General features: G+C 46.9%; 14 protein-coding genes. 6 read left to right on the top strand and 8 right to left on the bottom strand.

The genetic code is table 11. From position 1 onward, the window contains the following. Positions 1-56: 56 nt before the first annotated feature. The 3 genes from P6574_RS14910 to P6574_RS14900 all read left to right on the top strand — a co-directional run bounded on the left by P6574_RS14910 (position 57) and on the right by P6574_RS14900 (position 1,452). Positions 57-284: a F0F1 ATP synthase subunit C gene (locus P6574_RS14910; protein WP_054663458.1), complete on the top strand. Its 228-nt coding sequence runs from the start codon at positions 57-59 to the stop codon at positions 282-284. 107 nt (positions 285-391) lie between these two features. Then, the gene (locus P6574_RS14905) at positions 392-952 is read left to right on the top strand and encodes a F0F1 ATP synthase subunit B (protein ID WP_310621059.1); all 561 of its coding nucleotides are present in this window, start codon (positions 392-394) and stop codon (positions 950-952) included. A 17-nt stretch (positions 953-969) separates the two neighbouring features. Next, positions 970-1,452, top strand: coding sequence for a F0F1 ATP synthase subunit B family protein (locus tag P6574_RS14900; RefSeq protein WP_405048151.1), 483 nt, complete (start codon positions 970-972; stop codon positions 1,450-1,452). A 54-nt stretch (positions 1,453-1,506) separates the two neighbouring features. Here P6574_RS14900 and P6574_RS14895 read toward each other — a convergent pair whose 3' ends face one another. Both P6574_RS14895 and P6574_RS14890 read right to left on the bottom strand, forming a co-directional pair. Then, positions 1,507-2,166, bottom strand: coding sequence for a ribonuclease HII (locus P6574_RS14895; RefSeq protein WP_310621057.1), 660 nt, complete (start codon positions 2,164-2,166; stop codon positions 1,507-1,509). Positions 2,167-2,202: 36 nt separating this feature from the next. Next, a complete protein-coding gene (locus P6574_RS14890) occupies positions 2,203-3,312 on the bottom strand; it encodes a PA0069 family radical SAM protein (protein WP_310621056.1) in 1,110 nt (369 codons plus the stop codon). Positions 3,313-3,727: 415 nt separating this feature from the next. On the opposite strand from P6574_RS14890, the gene P6574_RS14885 reads away from it, so the two are divergent. After that, a complete protein-coding gene (locus tag P6574_RS14885; protein WP_310621055.1) occupies positions 3,728-6,016 on the top strand; it encodes an NADP-dependent malic enzyme in 2,289 nt (762 codons plus the stop codon). A 142-nt stretch (positions 6,017-6,158) separates the two neighbouring features. After that, positions 6,159-6,641 carry an Mpo1 family 2-hydroxy fatty acid dioxygenase gene (locus P6574_RS14880; RefSeq protein WP_310621054.1) on the top strand — a complete coding sequence of 161 codons (483 nt, stop codon included), beginning with the start codon at positions 6,159-6,161 and terminating at the stop codon, positions 6,639-6,641. An 18-nt stretch (positions 6,642-6,659) separates the two neighbouring features. Here P6574_RS14880 and P6574_RS14875 read toward each other — a convergent pair whose 3' ends face one another. Then, positions 6,660-6,845, bottom strand: coding sequence for a hypothetical protein (locus tag P6574_RS14875; protein WP_310621053.1), 186 nt, complete (start codon positions 6,843-6,845; stop codon positions 6,660-6,662). 91 nt (positions 6,846-6,936) lie between these two features. Between P6574_RS14875 and P6574_RS14870 the strand changes: the two genes are divergently transcribed. Next, a complete protein-coding gene (locus P6574_RS14870; RefSeq protein ID WP_310621052.1) occupies positions 6,937-7,833 on the top strand; it encodes a LysR substrate-binding domain-containing protein in 897 nt (298 codons plus the stop codon). 6 nt (positions 7,834-7,839) lie between these two features. On the opposite strand, the gene P6574_RS14865 is transcribed toward P6574_RS14870, so the two are convergent. From P6574_RS14865 to P6574_RS14845, 5 genes are all read right to left on the bottom strand, one after another. Further along, positions 7,840-8,295: a GNAT family N-acetyltransferase gene (locus P6574_RS14865; RefSeq protein ID WP_310621051.1), complete on the bottom strand. Its 456-nt coding sequence runs from the start codon at positions 8,293-8,295 to the stop codon at positions 7,840-7,842. A gap of 122 nt (positions 8,296-8,417) precedes the next feature. Beyond that, positions 8,418-10,655 (bottom strand): glycine--tRNA ligase subunit beta, encoded by a 2,238-nt coding sequence (gene glyS / locus P6574_RS14860; protein WP_310621050.1) that lies wholly within the window; start codon positions 10,653-10,655, stop codon positions 8,418-8,420. A gap of 152 nt (positions 10,656-10,807) precedes the next feature. Further along, positions 10,808-13,045 (bottom strand): beta-glucosidase, encoded by a 2,238-nt coding sequence (locus P6574_RS14855; protein WP_310621049.1) that lies wholly within the window; start codon positions 13,043-13,045, stop codon positions 10,808-10,810. Positions 13,046-13,192: 147 nt separating this feature from the next. Further along, a complete protein-coding gene (locus tag P6574_RS14850; RefSeq protein ID WP_405048150.1) occupies positions 13,193-14,122 on the bottom strand; it encodes a glycine--tRNA ligase subunit alpha in 930 nt (309 codons plus the stop codon). 232 nt (positions 14,123-14,354) lie between these two features. Further along, positions 14,355-14,549, bottom strand: a complete 195-nt coding sequence (locus tag P6574_RS14845; protein WP_310621047.1) for a hypothetical protein — start codon at positions 14,547-14,549, stop codon at positions 14,355-14,357. Positions 14,550-14,555 lie beyond the last annotated feature (6 nt).

Genomic DNA, 14,555 nt, shown 5'->3' with positions numbered 1-14,555 from the left:
CGGGTTTTAAACCCACTAAAATAAAACGCGAAATTTGCTAATTAGGAGCACATGAAATGGACGCAGAAGCAGCAAAATACATTGGTGCTGGTATCGCATGTCTTGGTATGGGCGGTGCAGCTCTTGGTCTGGGTAACATCTTCGGCAACTTCCTTGCCGGCGCACTTCGTAACCCTTCCGCAGCTGACGGTCAGTTCGGTCGCCTTATTCTTGGCTTTGCTGTGACTGAAGCTCTTGGCATCTTCTCCCTTCTGGTCGCTCTTCTTCTTCTGTTCGCCGTATAAGCGATAGATCAAGTAATAGACGTTATCTGATTTCGACGGTATGCCAAACAAATGATTGGGTGCCGTCGTTTTGAGATTAACGTTTTTGAGCGTTCACGGAGATGACCATGTCGAATAACCAGAGCGGACAGCAAACAACTGGAAGTCAGGTTGGTATTGTCGACCATCCGGCGGGAGGTTCATTCCCTCCGTTTGATTCTACAAGCTATCCTTCGCAGCTGTTGTGGCTGGCAATTACTTTTGGCGTCTTCTATCTTCTGATGGCAAAAGTGGTTCTACCACGGATCGGCGGAATTCTGGAAGATCGTCGCGATCGCATTGCTGGTGACATGGCTGAAGCTTCTCGTTTGAAAAAAGAAACAGACGAAGCAATTGCCAGTTACGAGCAGGCTCTTGCTGATGCACGCAAGAAGGCCAACACATTGGCACAGGAAGCGCATTCTACGGTAAAAGCGCAGACTGAGGCTATTCGTGTCGAGGCTGAAGAAAAACTTGCTGCAAAGCTGAGTGAAGCTGAGCGTAATATTGCAGAGATTAAGACCAAGAGCCTTTCTCAAGTTGGTGAAATTGCCAATGAGACGACAGGTGAATTGGTTAAAGCACTCATCGGCGGAAATGCTCCAGCTAATGCTGAAGTATCATCGGCAGTTTCTAGTGTGATGAAGTAAGAGGGCTTGATATTATGATGGATGCATCCTTTTGGGCCCTCGTAAGCCTCCTACTATTTTTTGCGATGCTGTTCTACTTGAAGGTACCTACCAAGGTTGGTGGTGCCCTCGATAAGCAGGCAGATAACATCAAGCAGGAACTGGAAGGTGCGCGTCAGTTACGTGAAGAAGCTCAATCTCTTCTAGCCGACTACCAACGCAAACGTAAAGTTGCTGAGGGTGAGGCCGAGCAGATTGTTGAGCATGCAAAAGCTGAGGCTGTACGCATTGGCGAGCAAGCTAATGCAGCCGTTCAAGATATGATTGAACGTCGGACAAAAGCAGCAGAAGTAAAAATTGCGCAAGCAGAAGCAAATGCAATCGCTGAAGTTCGTGCCAAAGCAGCGGATGTTGCAGCTGCTGCGGCGGAAAAGCTTGTTTCCGCTAGTTTGACGGATCAGGCGAAGCAAGACGAAGTTTTAAAGACAAGTATTTCGCAAATTACTGGTCACCTGAACTAATCGTTTTGTAGCTGCTGGAAATTTAAAAACCCTGCTTTTAAAGCAGGGTTTTTTTTATGCTTCTTTTTGCAAGCGTTCGCGAATAGGCCGAAAGGAGCGGCGATGAAAAGGGCTTGCACCAAGCCTTTCCAAGGCTTCCTGATGCTCCTTTGTTCCATATCCCTTATGTTTGGCAAAGCCATAACCAGGAGCTTCGTCTTCTAGCTGTACCATTAGCCTGTCTCTGACAACTTTTGCAATAATGGACGCCGCAGATATTGCTAAGCAGCGACCGTCGCCCTTGACCAAGGCTTGAGCGTTTTCATTGAAGGTTGGTGGAATATCGCGACCATCGAAGAAAGTTATTTTCGCTTTTTGGGGGAGAGATGTTGCAACCTGTGCCATGCCGTCAAGGGTGGCCGCACGGATATTCATTTTGTCTATGGTCTGGGCACTTTGAATGCAAACACTGACAACTGCGTTCTCCAATATTTGTTGATACAAACCCTCTCGCTTCGCTTGCGAGAGCTTTTTGGAATCGTTGAGCCCATCGGGTAATCTATCGTAATTAAGTGATGCAGCGGCCACAACTACAGGACCTGCCCATGGGCCTCTTCCTGCTTCATCAACACCAATTATGGGGCCGTTGAGCTTTTGGACTAAGTCACGTTCAAAATTTACATCAGGAGTATCGGGAAAGGGAATGTCAAATAAGGATGGTATTTTGTAGGTCATACTCCCCACTTAGATGCTGGGCGAGGGGAAGGCAAGTTAAAGCAAGCTAAGTTGCACTCCTCCTTTTTGTGGGCTGATAAAGTGATTTGAGGTTAGGTTTTGGGAGCGGCTACCGATTTTCAGACGCTTACATGCTAGGGAAAAACGTTTCTCCAATTGCTGTGCGTACGGCCCTTCTCCGAGAAACCTCTTGTTCCATTGAAAGTCATAGTCCTTACCATTTCGCATGGATCGAATGAGACTTAAGACATGTCTGTATTTTCCTGGGTGATCCCTTAGAAGCCATTCTTTAAACAAGGGGGCAACTTCTTTGGGAAGCCTGAGGAGGATATAACTTGCTTCGCTGGCTCCTGCTAATTTTGCTTCCTCTAAAATGCGCTCGATTTCATGGTCGGTAAGTCCTGGGATCACGGGAGCCACCATAACTGCTGTTTGCACTCCTGCAGTAGTTAAACTTCTTATGGCTTCAAGGCGACGTTTGGGGCTGGATGCTCTTGGTTCCATGGACCGTGAAACGCGATGATCTAAAGTTGTAACTGAGAGTGCCACCTTTACCAGATTATTTTCAGCCAGCTTTTCTAGTATATCCAAGTCACGGAGAATAAGAGAAGACTTGGTTACGATTGTAACTGGGTGTTGATAACGCTCAAGTACCCTGAGCACATTTCGCATAACTTCTCGTTCGCGTTCAATGGGTTGGTATGGATCCGTGTTGGTGCCAATTGCGATGGTCCGTGGTTTATAGGAGGGAGACGAGAGCTCTCTTTCCAAAACGTCTGCGCAGTTATCTTTAGAATAAAGCCGAGTTTCGAAATCTAGGCCTGCTGAAAGTCCGATATAAGCATGACTGGGGCGTGCGAAACAGTAAGTACAGCCATGCTCACACCCTCTATAGGGGTTTATGGATCTGTCAAAAGGAATATCTGGCGAATCATTTCTGATTATAACGGATCGCGCCTTTTCGGAGGTAACTGAAGTATTTAGGGGAGCTAAGGTATTTAGAGAATCCCAGTTGTCATCAAAACAGATATTTTGAGTTTTTTCATAGCGTCCCGCAGGGTTTACTGCGGAACCGCGCCCCCTGTGCAGTGTCTTGGGTAATCTCAGTTCATCTGATACTGGAGAAGGGGTGCCTGTGCTGGCCATTATATGTCTCGCTTTTAAATTTGCTGCACTAATAGGAACATATAGTGAACATCTTGAAGTTATCTTCAAAAATCAAGTTATTTTTTGAGCGAAATAAAGTTGATGGAGTGCTTACTTCGAGTGTTTTGATTGGATCTGCCAATGACAGAGCTTTAGAGGAAAAGAAAACGACTTAAGACTTATAGTGTTAGAAAAGCAGCTCTTTCTTTAGAAAGTAAACATTTTTCTGTGGCCTATTATAAGAAGTGCTCATTTATGTATTTTCAAGCGAACGAACCTAGTTTTTAACCGTAAGGAAATGTCACAATAGGTCATTGGTCGCAATTTCCAATTGTGAGGAGAAAACCAAATAGAGACCGGCAGAACTTTACAAAATGAACCGCTCTCCTTTGTGAAAACAGGCAAGAAAAAATAAATGACCGATAAGAAGCGCGCCCCATCCGGGGATCTGGACCAAAACGCCCTTTTCTACCATGAGTATCCAAGACCAGGTAAATTGGAAATTCAGGCGACAACCCCTTTGGGAAACCAGCGAGATCTCGCGCTAGCTTACTCCCCCGGCGTAGCCTCTCCATGTCTGGAAATTGCTAAGAATCCCGAAAAGGCTGCATTATATACAGCCCGTTCCAACCTTGTTGCAGTCATTTCAAACGGAACAGCGGTTTTGGGGTTGGGAGCTATCGGTCCACTTGCATCAAAGCCTGTAATGGAAGGGAAGGCGGTTCTATTTAAAAAGTTCGCGGGCGTTGATGTTTTCGATATCGAAGTAGATGAGCTGGATGTCGATAGGTTTGTTGATGCAGTTTCTGTGCTGGAACCAACTTTTGGTGGCATCAACCTTGAGGACATCAAAGCTCCTGAGTGTTTCCAAATTGAACAGCGTTTGCGGGAGAAAATGAATATTCCCGTCTTCCATGACGACCAGCACGGTACAGCTATCATTGTAGCTGCTGCAGTTCGCAACGCTCTGGAGCTTGCTGAAAAGTCCATTGAAGACGTGAAAATTGTTGCCTCCGGTGCCGGAGCAGCTGCATTGGCTTGCTTGAATCTTTTGGTTTCTTTGGGCGCAAAGCGTGAGAATATCTGGGTGACAGATCTGGAAGGCGTTGTCTACCAGGGGCGTGAAATTCATATGGATGAATGGAAAGCCAAGTTTGCACAGCCTACGGACAAACGTAGTCTTGGGGATGTGATTGACGGAGCCGACGTTTTCCTCGGCCTGTCCGCTTCTGGAGTTCTTAAGCCAGAAATGGTTTCAAGAATGGCCGAAAAGCCACTGGTTATGGCTCTGGCAAATCCAAACCCAGAGATTATGCCAGAAGCTGCACTTGCTGTTCGCTCCGATGTGATGATGTGTACGGGACGTTCGGACTATCCCAATCAGGTCAATAATGTTCTTTGCTTCCCCTATATTTTCAGAGGTGCGCTCGATTGTGGTGCAACAACAATTAATGAGGAAATGAAGCTGGCCGCTGTGGAAGCAATTGCCGCGCTTGCTCGAGAGGAGCCAAGTGATGCTGTTGCAAAGGCCTATGGCGGAGCTCTGGAAACTTTCGGATCGAATTATCTCATTCCTCTACCTTTTGATAATCGATTGATCCTGCGTATTGCTCCAGCAGTGGCGAAAGCTGCGATGAGCACTGGCGTTGCCACGCGTCCCATTGAGGACTTTGAAGCTTACATGGACCGGCTCAATCGGTTCGTGTTCAGGTCTGGCCTTGTTATGAAGCCTATAATTCAACAGGCTAAAGCAGATTTAAAGCGGGTAATCTATGCTGATGGGGAAGATGAGCGTGTGTTACGTGCCGCTCAGGTTGCCATCGAGGATGGTTTAGCACGTCCCATTTTGATTGGTCGTCCTAGTGTTCTGGAAGCTCGTTGCAAGCGATATGGCTTGAAAATCCTCCCTGATCGGGATTTCGAAGTTATTGACCCTCAAGATGACCCTCGTTATCGCGAGTATGTAGACAATTTCTTCGAGCTGGTCGGGCGAAATGGTGTCACGCCAGAAGCAGCACGAACCATGGTTCGTACCAATACAACAGTAATTGGAGCGCTTGCGGTTCATCGCGGTGAAGCAGATGCTCTCTTGACCGGACTGGAAGGGCGTTTCGATAAACATCTGCGAGACATTCACGGGATTATTGGACAGTCACCAGATGTGACGGACTATTCAACGCTCTCACTATTGATTAATAGTAAGGGAGCTTTCTTCCTCGCAGACACTTATGTAACCGAAAACCCGTGTTCGGATGAAATTGTCGAGATAACGCAGGCTGCTGCAACCCAGATACGCCGTTTTGGCATCACCCCTCGTGCAGCTCTTCTTTCTCATTCAAACTTTGGTTCCAGAAGTACTGACTCATCACTGAAGATGCGACGGGCACTTGAGAAAATATGGCAAGTCTGTCCCGACTTGGAAGTGGATGGAGAAATGCATGGGGATGCAGCATTGAGAAGTGACGTGCTCAAACGGTATATGCCCCATTCACGCCTGCAAGGCCCAGCCAACCTTCTAGTGTTTCCAACGCTAGATGCCTCGAATATCGCCCTGAACCTCATTAAGGCAATGACAAACGCCCTACATGTGGGACCAATATTGCTCGGAGCCGCTAAGCCAGCTCATATTCTAACGCCTTCAGTTACTTCGCGGGGGATCGTGAATATGACAGCATTTGCAGCCGTCGATGCGCAGTCCAGATAAGCCTAGTTTGTCATAATATACAGATGTGATGTAAGGCAGCCCATTGTTGGCTGCCTTTTCTTTCCAAGGCCTTATGAAGGGACATTGATTTACGGTAAACACTGAGGCACTCTCGGGCTCTCTGTAGATTGGGGAGGATATTATGGAGAGAAAAATCGCCGGAAACCGTCGGGTTGATCGCCTATTAGATGAATATGGGGAAAGCCATCAGGATCACAAAAACAAGTTCATTCATTGGATTTGTGTTCCAGTTATAGTGTGGACAGTAAGTGCTTTCTTGTGGAGCATACCAACACCCACAGTTTTCAAAAGTATACCCTATCTGAATTGGTATACCATTACTATGGTGCTGGCCATCGCCTACTATATCACACTTTCATTGACCCTTGCTGTGGGAATGAGTGTGATTACAGCGGCATGTGCATATATCAATGCAGTGTATTCCGCAGGCCTTCCGTTGTGGCAGGCGGCTCTAATTGTATTTGTAGTTGCTTGGATTTTCCAGTTTGTAGGGCATAAAATTGAAGGGAAAAAACCGTCCTTCTTCAAGGATATACAGTTCCTTCTGATTGGTCCTGCTTGGCTGCTTTCATTTATTTATAAACGGGTTGGTATTCCCTATTAATAGAAAAAGAAAGAGCGGTTATTCGGGAATAACCGCTCTTGGATCGATAGGAAGATCTGCCTGTTCACGCCTGTTCATACGCTGTATATCTGGGTGAGAGAGGGGATCTCGAGCAATATCCGTTGCCTGTGTACTCGTACACGGTGTATGTCGGCGTCTGATCAGCCCAATGGAGTTTGCAAATTTTCTGATTGTCGTTGTCATTCTTAATGTCCTTTTCTGTCTGTCGATACTATCTTGCAGTTTAGCGATTTTCGCTATCCAGAATTTCTAAACACCCATATAGAAGCGCTTAATGAAGAACTTAAATCAGGTCAGCCTAGTGGGCCTTAGAGCTATAGAGGCCGTCGGACGGCTGGGAACCCTAAAAGCTGCGGCTGGGGAACTTGGCATTACGGTTGGCGCGGTTAGTCAGCAGGTCCAAAAAACAGAAGGCCAGTTGGGAAGGTCCTTATTTGAACGCCAAAGCAGTGGGTTAAAGCTGACAGAACACGGAAAGAAAGTCTGCGCAGAATTGACAAAGGGAATGCGGAGCCTTTCTGAAGCGATCGCCCTGTCTGATAGGGACCGGAAGGAGACATTGTTTATTTCTGCTCCACCCGTACTTGCTGAAAAATGGCTCGTCTGGCGTCTAAAAGGGTTCTTGGACAAATATCCGGAGATTAACGTCCGCTTGGAGGCTGCTCGTGATCTGGTTGATGTGAGTAATGTTGATATCGATGCCTGTATCCGGATAGCTGCACAGATTGATGAAAATCTACACCGTGAAAAACTTCGGGCTAATTATATATTCCCAGTTTGTAGCCCAATGGTAGCCAGACAATTGCAGTCACTGGAGGACTTACGAAAGGTCCCAATTATATATGATACTAACCGGATGTTTGACTGGAACCTATGGCTAGAGCCGTTTCAGCTGGATCAAAAAGACCTTGCAAGAGGCTTGGAGCTTTCTAATGCGTCCTTATGCCTTGATGCCGCTATTGCAGGACAGGGAGTGTTTTTGGGTTGGGAAACACTTGCATTTGATGCCATTGAACGGGGAGCCGTTGTTGTACCTTTTGAACATAGGGCTGATTCTGGACTTTCGTATTGGTTCCTCACTCGGGATGAGACGCGAAAAACTACAAGCGTTCGCCGGTTCAAAGAGTGGTTATTTGAACAGTTTCAAAGAGATTTTGGGGATGTAACCTAGGGTAACTCAATCTGGTTTACTGGTGGTTTTATTAAAGTAGATGTGCTTATAACCCCCAGCCTCAACCCGATCAGTTTCTCGGTAGCCCAGTTTTACAAATATCTTCAGATTTTCGCGCATATGTTCATTTGTGTACAGTTCGATAGAATCAAAACCTGTTCGCTTCGCCATTGCCTCTGCATATTTGAAGAGTTCTTTTCCATACCCAGCACCTTGATGCATGGGATGGACCGCTACACTTTCAATAAACAGCCGTTTTTGGTGGGGGTAAAGAACAATGAAGCCACGCGGAATAAGATTATCTTCAATGATATGTAGAATACCCGCCAAAACCTGAGCATTGTAGTCGGTGAACTTTGGAGCGGGAGGAAGTCCCAAGCGCTCCTCGTATACGCGGTAAGCCATTTCTGCACACTCTGTTACCCATGGGAGGTCTGCGGCATCAGCTTGGCGAATTTTCATAGGTCCCTCGGCTATCAAGCTAGGTGAATGATAGCTCCAGAGTATTCGTTGAAAGTGTTCTGTAAAACAAAAAAAGGCCCATATAATTTATATGAGCCTTTTAGGATTAATCAGGATCAGTGCTACCCAGAAATTTTGGAGAAGTCAGCCACTTCATGTACTGCTGCACGAATTTGAGCGAGAATTTTCAAACGGTTCTCCCTTACATCCATATTCTCGGCATTTACATGAATTTCTTCAAAGAAAGCGTCAACGGGGCCTCGTAGTAGAGCTAACTCGCTCATTGCACCGGAGTAGTCCGTGTTCAAGATGAGCGCTGTAAGTTTTTTCTGTGTATCAGAGATAGCGTTTGTTAGCTTTATTTCTGCAGGCTCTTCAAGAAGTTCCTCAGATGGCGACCCGCCATAACTTTTTTGGTCTTTCTTTTCTTCTGCCCGCAAAATATTTGCAGCACGCTTGTAGCCCGCAAGCAGGTTTTTACCGTCTTCGGTCGCAAGCAGAGTTCCCAAAGCTTCAGCGCGCTTAACCATTAGGGCAATGTCATCCTGCCCACCCAAGGCGAAGACTGCATCCGCGAGATCGTGGCGTACGCCTTTATCTTTCAAAACCACTTTCAGCCGATCAACAAAGAAGGCCATCAGATCGTCAATTAGACCGCTTTCCAAGGCCGTTTCAGGAACTTTGTTGGAAAGGTTATCAAGGATAATACCAGTGGCTTTAGATACCAGTGAGAACATATCCTTGATCAAACTGCCAGCAGCTTCCGATTCTTTTACGAACGGGAGGGAAACCACTGTATCCTCGCCTTTATGGGAGGCGATGTCGGCAATATTGCGCCGCAAGCTTTGAACAAGCACATCTCGCATAGGAATGCGCAGATCATTTTCCAAAATCAGACGGATCACACCAAGTGCAGCACGGCGTAATGCAAATGGGTCTTTTGAACCGGTTGGTTTTTCATTTATCGCCCAAAATCCGGTGAGAATGTCTATCTTATCAGCTAAGGCAACCGCAATGGAAACGGGACCTGACGGGACACTATCTGAAGCACCAGCGGGTTTGTAGTGATCTTCAATAGCATGAGCGATAGCTTCATTTTCGCCCTGAGCTGCGGCGTAGTAACGGCCCATCAAGCCTTGAAGCTCTGGGAACTCGTAGACCATGGATGAGACAAGATCAGCTTTTGAAAGCTTTGCTGCACGCCGTGTCAGCTCTACATCAGCGCCAATCAGCGGGGCAATTTCGGCTGCAAGCTTTTCCAGTCGCTCTATGCGATTGGCTACGCTCCCGAGCTTTTCATGAAAGACAATATCTTTAAGTTTCGAGTTATTCTTTTCCAGATTGTTTTTGAGGTCGGTATCCCAGAAGAACTTGGCATCAGCCAGACGGGCTCGAACAACTTTTTCGTTGCCTGCAATGATTTTCAAGCCACCATCTTTGGCTTCAATATTGGTTGTCAGGGCAAACTTGTTGGAAAGGCGTCCAGTTTTAGGGTCCTTGAGAACAAAGTTCTTTTGGTTGACTTTAATGGTGAGCTGAACTGCTTCGTCAGGTATTTCAAGGAACTCTTCCTCAAAGGAACCAATGAGAACAGTTGGCCATTCATTTAGGCCTGCAACTTCCTCCAGAAGGCCTTGATCTTCCACAAGGTCCAAGCCCAATGCCAGTGCTGCATTTTTTGCATCATGCAAAATAATGTCCTTACGACGGTCGGCATCCAGAACTACTTTTGCAGCTTCCAGCTTGCTTTGGTAATCCTCAAAGCGGCGAACTGTAAAAGCTTCGGGAGACATAAAGCGATGACCGCGTGTGGTATTTCCAGCTTTAATTCCGTCGACTTCAAACTCGACTATCTCAGGTTCTTCTGTTTCTGGACCGAATGTGCAGAGAATGGAGTGGAGGGGGCGTACCCACTTTAACTTGCCTGTTCCCCAGCGTTGGGACTTTGGCCAAGGGAAGTTACGAATAATTCCCGGCATAACTTCGGCAATAATATCAGTCGCCTCACGCCCCGGTTTTTCTATGACAGCCACATAGAACTCACCTTTTTTGGGGTCAGTGTGAATTTGTGCGTCTTCTAAGGATTTAAGGCCTGCCCCCCTTAGGAAGCCGGCAACAGCCTTTTCTGGCGCGCCAACACGAGGACCTTTGCGTTCTTCGCGTGTCGCAGCTGAAGATTTTGTTAATCCAGCAACTGTAAGGGTAAGGCGACGAGGGGTCGCAAATGCTTTTGCCCCTTCGTAGGTCAGACCTGCTTCAACAAGAGCATTGGTCAGGAGGGATTTAAGATCCTCAGCGGCACGTCGTTGCATGCGTGCTGGAATTTCCTCACTAAAAATCTCTAGGAGTAGATCGGGCATCGGAGAGTTACGCCTTGTGTGGTCATTTAATAGCAAAAAGTTTGGCGTAGTGCGTAACAACCTTATGCAAAAAAGTCACCCCCATTTGGAAAAGGACAGGGACTTTTTGCTGCTAAATTATAAAGTTTTTAAGAAGGTAAAGCGAGTGAAGTTTACTCATCTGCAATTTTGTCAAGATTAATTTGACTGTGCTCCATATTCAATGCAAAGCGGGTGACTAGGGCATTCGCATCGTGTGCATGATGACCAACATAAATATCGTAGGTGGTGGGTTCCAAGGTAAAGTTATCGGCATCTTCGCAGAAATAGGCGAGCGAGTTAATCGGTACAGGAATATCAATATAGCGAAACTCTCCTGACTTTAGATGGATTCGTTCAAATCCTTTTAGCTCAACTGGCGGGCGGGAGACTTTGGAACGTGGAACCGAGACGTATAGCTGAGCTACGACATCACTGTCATAAGAGCCGGTGTTGGTAATTAAGAAGTGTGCTATAACTGTTTCACTTCCACCTTGTCCTTCATGACGTATCTCCAGCTCGGAAAACTGGAAGGAGGAATAGGATAGGCCAAAGCCAAACGGATAAGCCGGTGTAGTTTTATCGTGGTCAAGTTTCCTATAACCATGCCAAAGGTCATAGAAATCCTTGGAACTTGAGCCGTGAAAATCTTGTAGGTCCGAAGATTTATGGGGTAGAGCAAAAGGAAGCTTTCCTGCTGGGGAAACTTCTCCTTTCAATATTCGGGCCAGTGCCAACCCTCCTTCCATACCCGCGTACCAATGAAGCAATATGGCTTGAGCCTTATGTCTCCATTCGCTGATAAGGACTGGGCTACCTGCAACAATGACTACAATCACGCGCTGACTGACTGCACAAACAGTCTCAATCAATTTAATATCTGCATCGCGGAGCTGAAGAGATTTACGGTCTCCTGCGGGCTTTTGATACTTTCCTTTGCTGTCTCCACCGTAACTACGCATAAAGATATTATGAGTTTCGTTGTCTTCTCGAGTTCTTGGATAAGGGAGCAACGGTTTCACTTTTCCCGCAAGGTCAAGGGGGATGTGTTCTCCTTCGTCATTCGCATTATATCCCACTATAACGATTGTTGCGTCACTCTTGGCAGCAATCTCTGAGGACTTCTCCAAGTGGTGTCCTTGGCTCTGGCGAATGGTGACAGAAGAAGGTAGTATACGTTTAAGGCCACTAATTGGGTTGGTGACACTTGTTGGGCTGGTAGCGCTTGACCTTGTATCACCTAGATTATCGCTTCTCACTAGTGGCCCTACAACTGCAAGTGAGCGAATGGAGAGAAGGGGGAGGGCGCTCTCTTCGTTTTGAAGCAGAACCATGGATTTCTCTGCGGCCTCAAGGGCTAGGAGACGGGCCTTCGCTCCACCTACGTATTTGCGTTCATAATTCCCTTGCTTCAAGAAGGTGAACTGTTGTTGTAAGATCCTTTTACAGCTCTGAAGATGGTTGTCCCGATATAATTTCTTTCCTTTCGTCTGCCGCTGAAGTTCTGAGCGCAAGTGCATTTGGAAAGGCATTTCAATATCAATGCCAGCTTCCAGTGCAGCAGAAGGATCATTAATTGCAAACATAAAGTCACTTAGGATAATACCGCTGAAGTGCCACCTTTTACGGAGGATTCCTGTCAGTAACTCATAGTTTTGTGAGGTGGGAATTCCGTTTACGGCGTTGTAGCCGGTCATAACGGCTGCGGCCCCAGCGCCTATGGCTTTTCGAAACTGAGGGAGAAAAAGTTCGTGAAGAGCTCGCTTGGATATGATGATATCACTCTCAAATCGGGTATTTTCTTTAGATGAAAGACAGAAGTGTTTTAGGCATGCCATGGCATGCCTTTGTACTCCCTGAACAAGCGCAGTTCCCATAGTGCCGGCGAGAACCGGGTCCTCTCCATAGCTTTCCTGTGCTTTGCCCCATGAGGGGTGGCGCATCAGATTCAAGCACACACCGCCAAAGACTGTGCCTCCGAGTGCTCTTAATTCATACCCTATAACGTCCCCAATGCGCTCCTCAAGGTTCCTGTCAAAGGTTGCAGCCCTTGCAATAGGAACAGGAAATGTTGTGGCGCCGCGTAATACAATGCCCTTTGCTCCCTCTAGCCATTTTATTCCAGGAATTCCGTGTTCGGGTAGGCTACCTGCCGACCAAGGGCCTGCCCCATTTCCCAATTTTAGCATTCTGGATAGACCCTTCCAGAACGGAAGATCCCCATCGCGTAGAGAGATTTTATCTTGTGAGTCTAGTGCTTTAAGTAGCTCGTCTACAGTTTGATGACGAGCCTTTAGGAGGGGAATTGGATCAAGTTGATTGTGAAGGGTTGTTTTTTTTTGCTTATTCTTACGAACCAGTTCCTCGTTCATTTTTCGGCGTCCCCAATTGCCTGCTCTGCGCAGTTTAGGGGGAGGGAGGAAAACGTGAAATCCTCTGTTTTATAAGCCGTTATTTTTGAGGGGAGTAAATGAGCGCCGAAAGTCGGCGCCCGATATGTTTAAGACTGGTTTAGTTAATCAGCCTTCAAAGCCAACGCCGCCGGCTTTTGTCTGCAAGAATGCAGCGCCGCATGCTCGAGAAAGTTCACGCACGCGCAGAATATAACTTTGCCGTTCGGTAACTGAAATAACACCACGCGCGTCAAGCAAATTGAAAACATGTGAACATTTCAAAGCCTGATCATAGGCTGGAAATACCATCTTATAGATGCCGTCGCCCGCTTCTTGCATTGCTTTTTCGCCAAGCTCCAACAAGCGCTTACATTCTTGTTCATGCTCTTTGAAGTGTCGGAACAACATGTCTGTATCTGAGTGCTCGAAGTTGTGACGAGAGTACTCTTCTTCTGCTTGAAGGAAGACATCACCATAAGTAACTTTGTCGTCGCCATCGCGGCCATTAAAGTTCAAGTCATAGACGTTGTCTACGCCCTGAACATACATAGCAATGCGCTCCAGACCGTATGTCAGTTCACCAGAAACAGGGTTGCACTCAAAGCCCGCAACCTGCTGAAAGTATGTGAACTGGGAAACTTCCATGCCATCGCACCAGCACTCCCAACCAAGGCCCCAGGCGCCAAGTGTTGGGTTTTCCCAATCATCTTCTACAAAGCGTACATCATGCAGGTCTGTATCGATTCCAATTGCCTGCAAGCTCTCAATGTAAAGCTCCTGAAGGTTTTCTGGAGAAGGTTTAAGGATTACTTGAAACTGGTAGTAGTGTTGCAAGCGCATAGGGTTTTCGCCATATCGACCATCCGTTGGACGTCTGGAAGGCTGAACGTACGCAGCTTTCCACGGGCGTGGCCCTAGAGAACGCAGGGTTGTGGCAGGGTGGGATGTACCAGCGCCGACTTCCATATCATAGGGCTGTAAAATAGCGCAGCCCTTATCTGCCCAGAACTGCTGAAGCGTCAGGAGCAGGCCCTGAAAGGATTTTGTTGGTTGCATGTGAGCTGGAACAGCTTCGCTAGACATGGATTGAATACCCTGAAATCAATGGAAATATAACGCAAGGTGCGCACTGTTGTCAGGACAGGTGCCACGACACAACTGATTGGTCAAGCGTTGGAGAGCAAGGCAAGCGCAAATTCAAGGAAAAATGCACTTACCGCAAGCATCCGTGTTGTGATAACACAGCGATAAAGAAGCGTAGGGATAAACTCCGCGAATACCTTGGTATTTACCGCTCAATAGGATGATATTTGCCAGTTACAGGATCTTGAACCAGTGTTTGAATTGGGCGGTTTTGAGAGGCAGCCCTTGCGTAAGCAGGTTTTGCTACTGTTTGCTGAAACCGGTTCAGTTCTTTTTTAGCAAGCTTGTAAAGTGCATATCCCCCAGCAACCATTGCAATGGTCCCCAAAACTTCTGTCATCTTATT

It is taken from the genome of Pseudovibrio sp. M1P-2-3 (assembly GCF_031501865.1).
Lineage (GTDB): Bacteria > Pseudomonadota > Alphaproteobacteria > Rhizobiales > Stappiaceae > Pseudovibrio > Pseudovibrio corallicola.
This window is presented reverse-complemented; position numbering and strand designations above follow the sequence as displayed.

What these genes read in the sequence shown, in the direction of transcription:
- P6574_RS14910 (WP_054663458.1), top strand. Translation starts at nt 57, where the DNA reads ATGGACGCAGAAGCAGCAAAATACATTGGTGCTGGTATCGCATGTCTT.
- P6574_RS14905 (WP_310621059.1), top strand. Translation starts at nt 392, where the DNA reads ATGTCGAATAACCAGAGCGGACAGCAAACAACTGGAAGTCAGGTTGGT.
- P6574_RS14900 (WP_405048151.1), top strand. Translation starts at nt 970, where the DNA reads ATGGATGCATCCTTTTGGGCCCTCGTAAGCCTCCTACTATTTTTTGCG.
- P6574_RS14895 (WP_310621057.1), bottom strand. Translation starts at nt 2,166, where the DNA reads ATGACCTACAAAATACCATCCTTATTTGACATTCCCTTTCCCGATACT.
- P6574_RS14890 (WP_310621056.1), bottom strand. Translation starts at nt 3,312, where the DNA reads ATGGCCAGCACAGGCACCCCTTCTCCAGTATCAGATGAACTGAGATTA.
- P6574_RS14885 (WP_310621055.1), top strand. Translation starts at nt 3,728, where the DNA reads ATGACCGATAAGAAGCGCGCCCCATCCGGGGATCTGGACCAAAACGCC.
- P6574_RS14880 (WP_310621054.1), top strand. Translation starts at nt 6,159, where the DNA reads ATGGAGAGAAAAATCGCCGGAAACCGTCGGGTTGATCGCCTATTAGAT.
- P6574_RS14875 (WP_310621053.1), bottom strand. Translation starts at nt 6,845, where the DNA reads ATGACAACGACAATCAGAAAATTTGCAAACTCCATTGGGCTGATCAGA.
- P6574_RS14870 (WP_310621052.1), top strand. Translation starts at nt 6,937, where the DNA reads ATGAAGAACTTAAATCAGGTCAGCCTAGTGGGCCTTAGAGCTATAGAG.
- P6574_RS14865 (WP_310621051.1), bottom strand. Translation starts at nt 8,295, where the DNA reads ATGAAAATTCGCCAAGCTGATGCCGCAGACCTCCCATGGGTAACAGAG.
- glyS (WP_310621050.1), bottom strand. Translation starts at nt 10,655, where the DNA reads ATGCCCGATCTACTCCTAGAGATTTTTAGTGAGGAAATTCCAGCACGC.
- P6574_RS14855 (WP_310621049.1), bottom strand. Translation starts at nt 13,045, where the DNA reads ATGAACGAGGAACTGGTTCGTAAGAATAAGCAAAAAAAAACAACCCTT.
- P6574_RS14850 (WP_405048150.1), bottom strand. Translation starts at nt 14,122, where the DNA reads ATGCAACCAACAAAATCCTTTCAGGGCCTGCTCCTGACGCTTCAGCAG.
- P6574_RS14845 (WP_310621047.1), bottom strand. Translation starts at nt 14,549, where the DNA reads ATGACAGAAGTTTTGGGGACCATTGCAATGGTTGCTGGGGGATATGCA.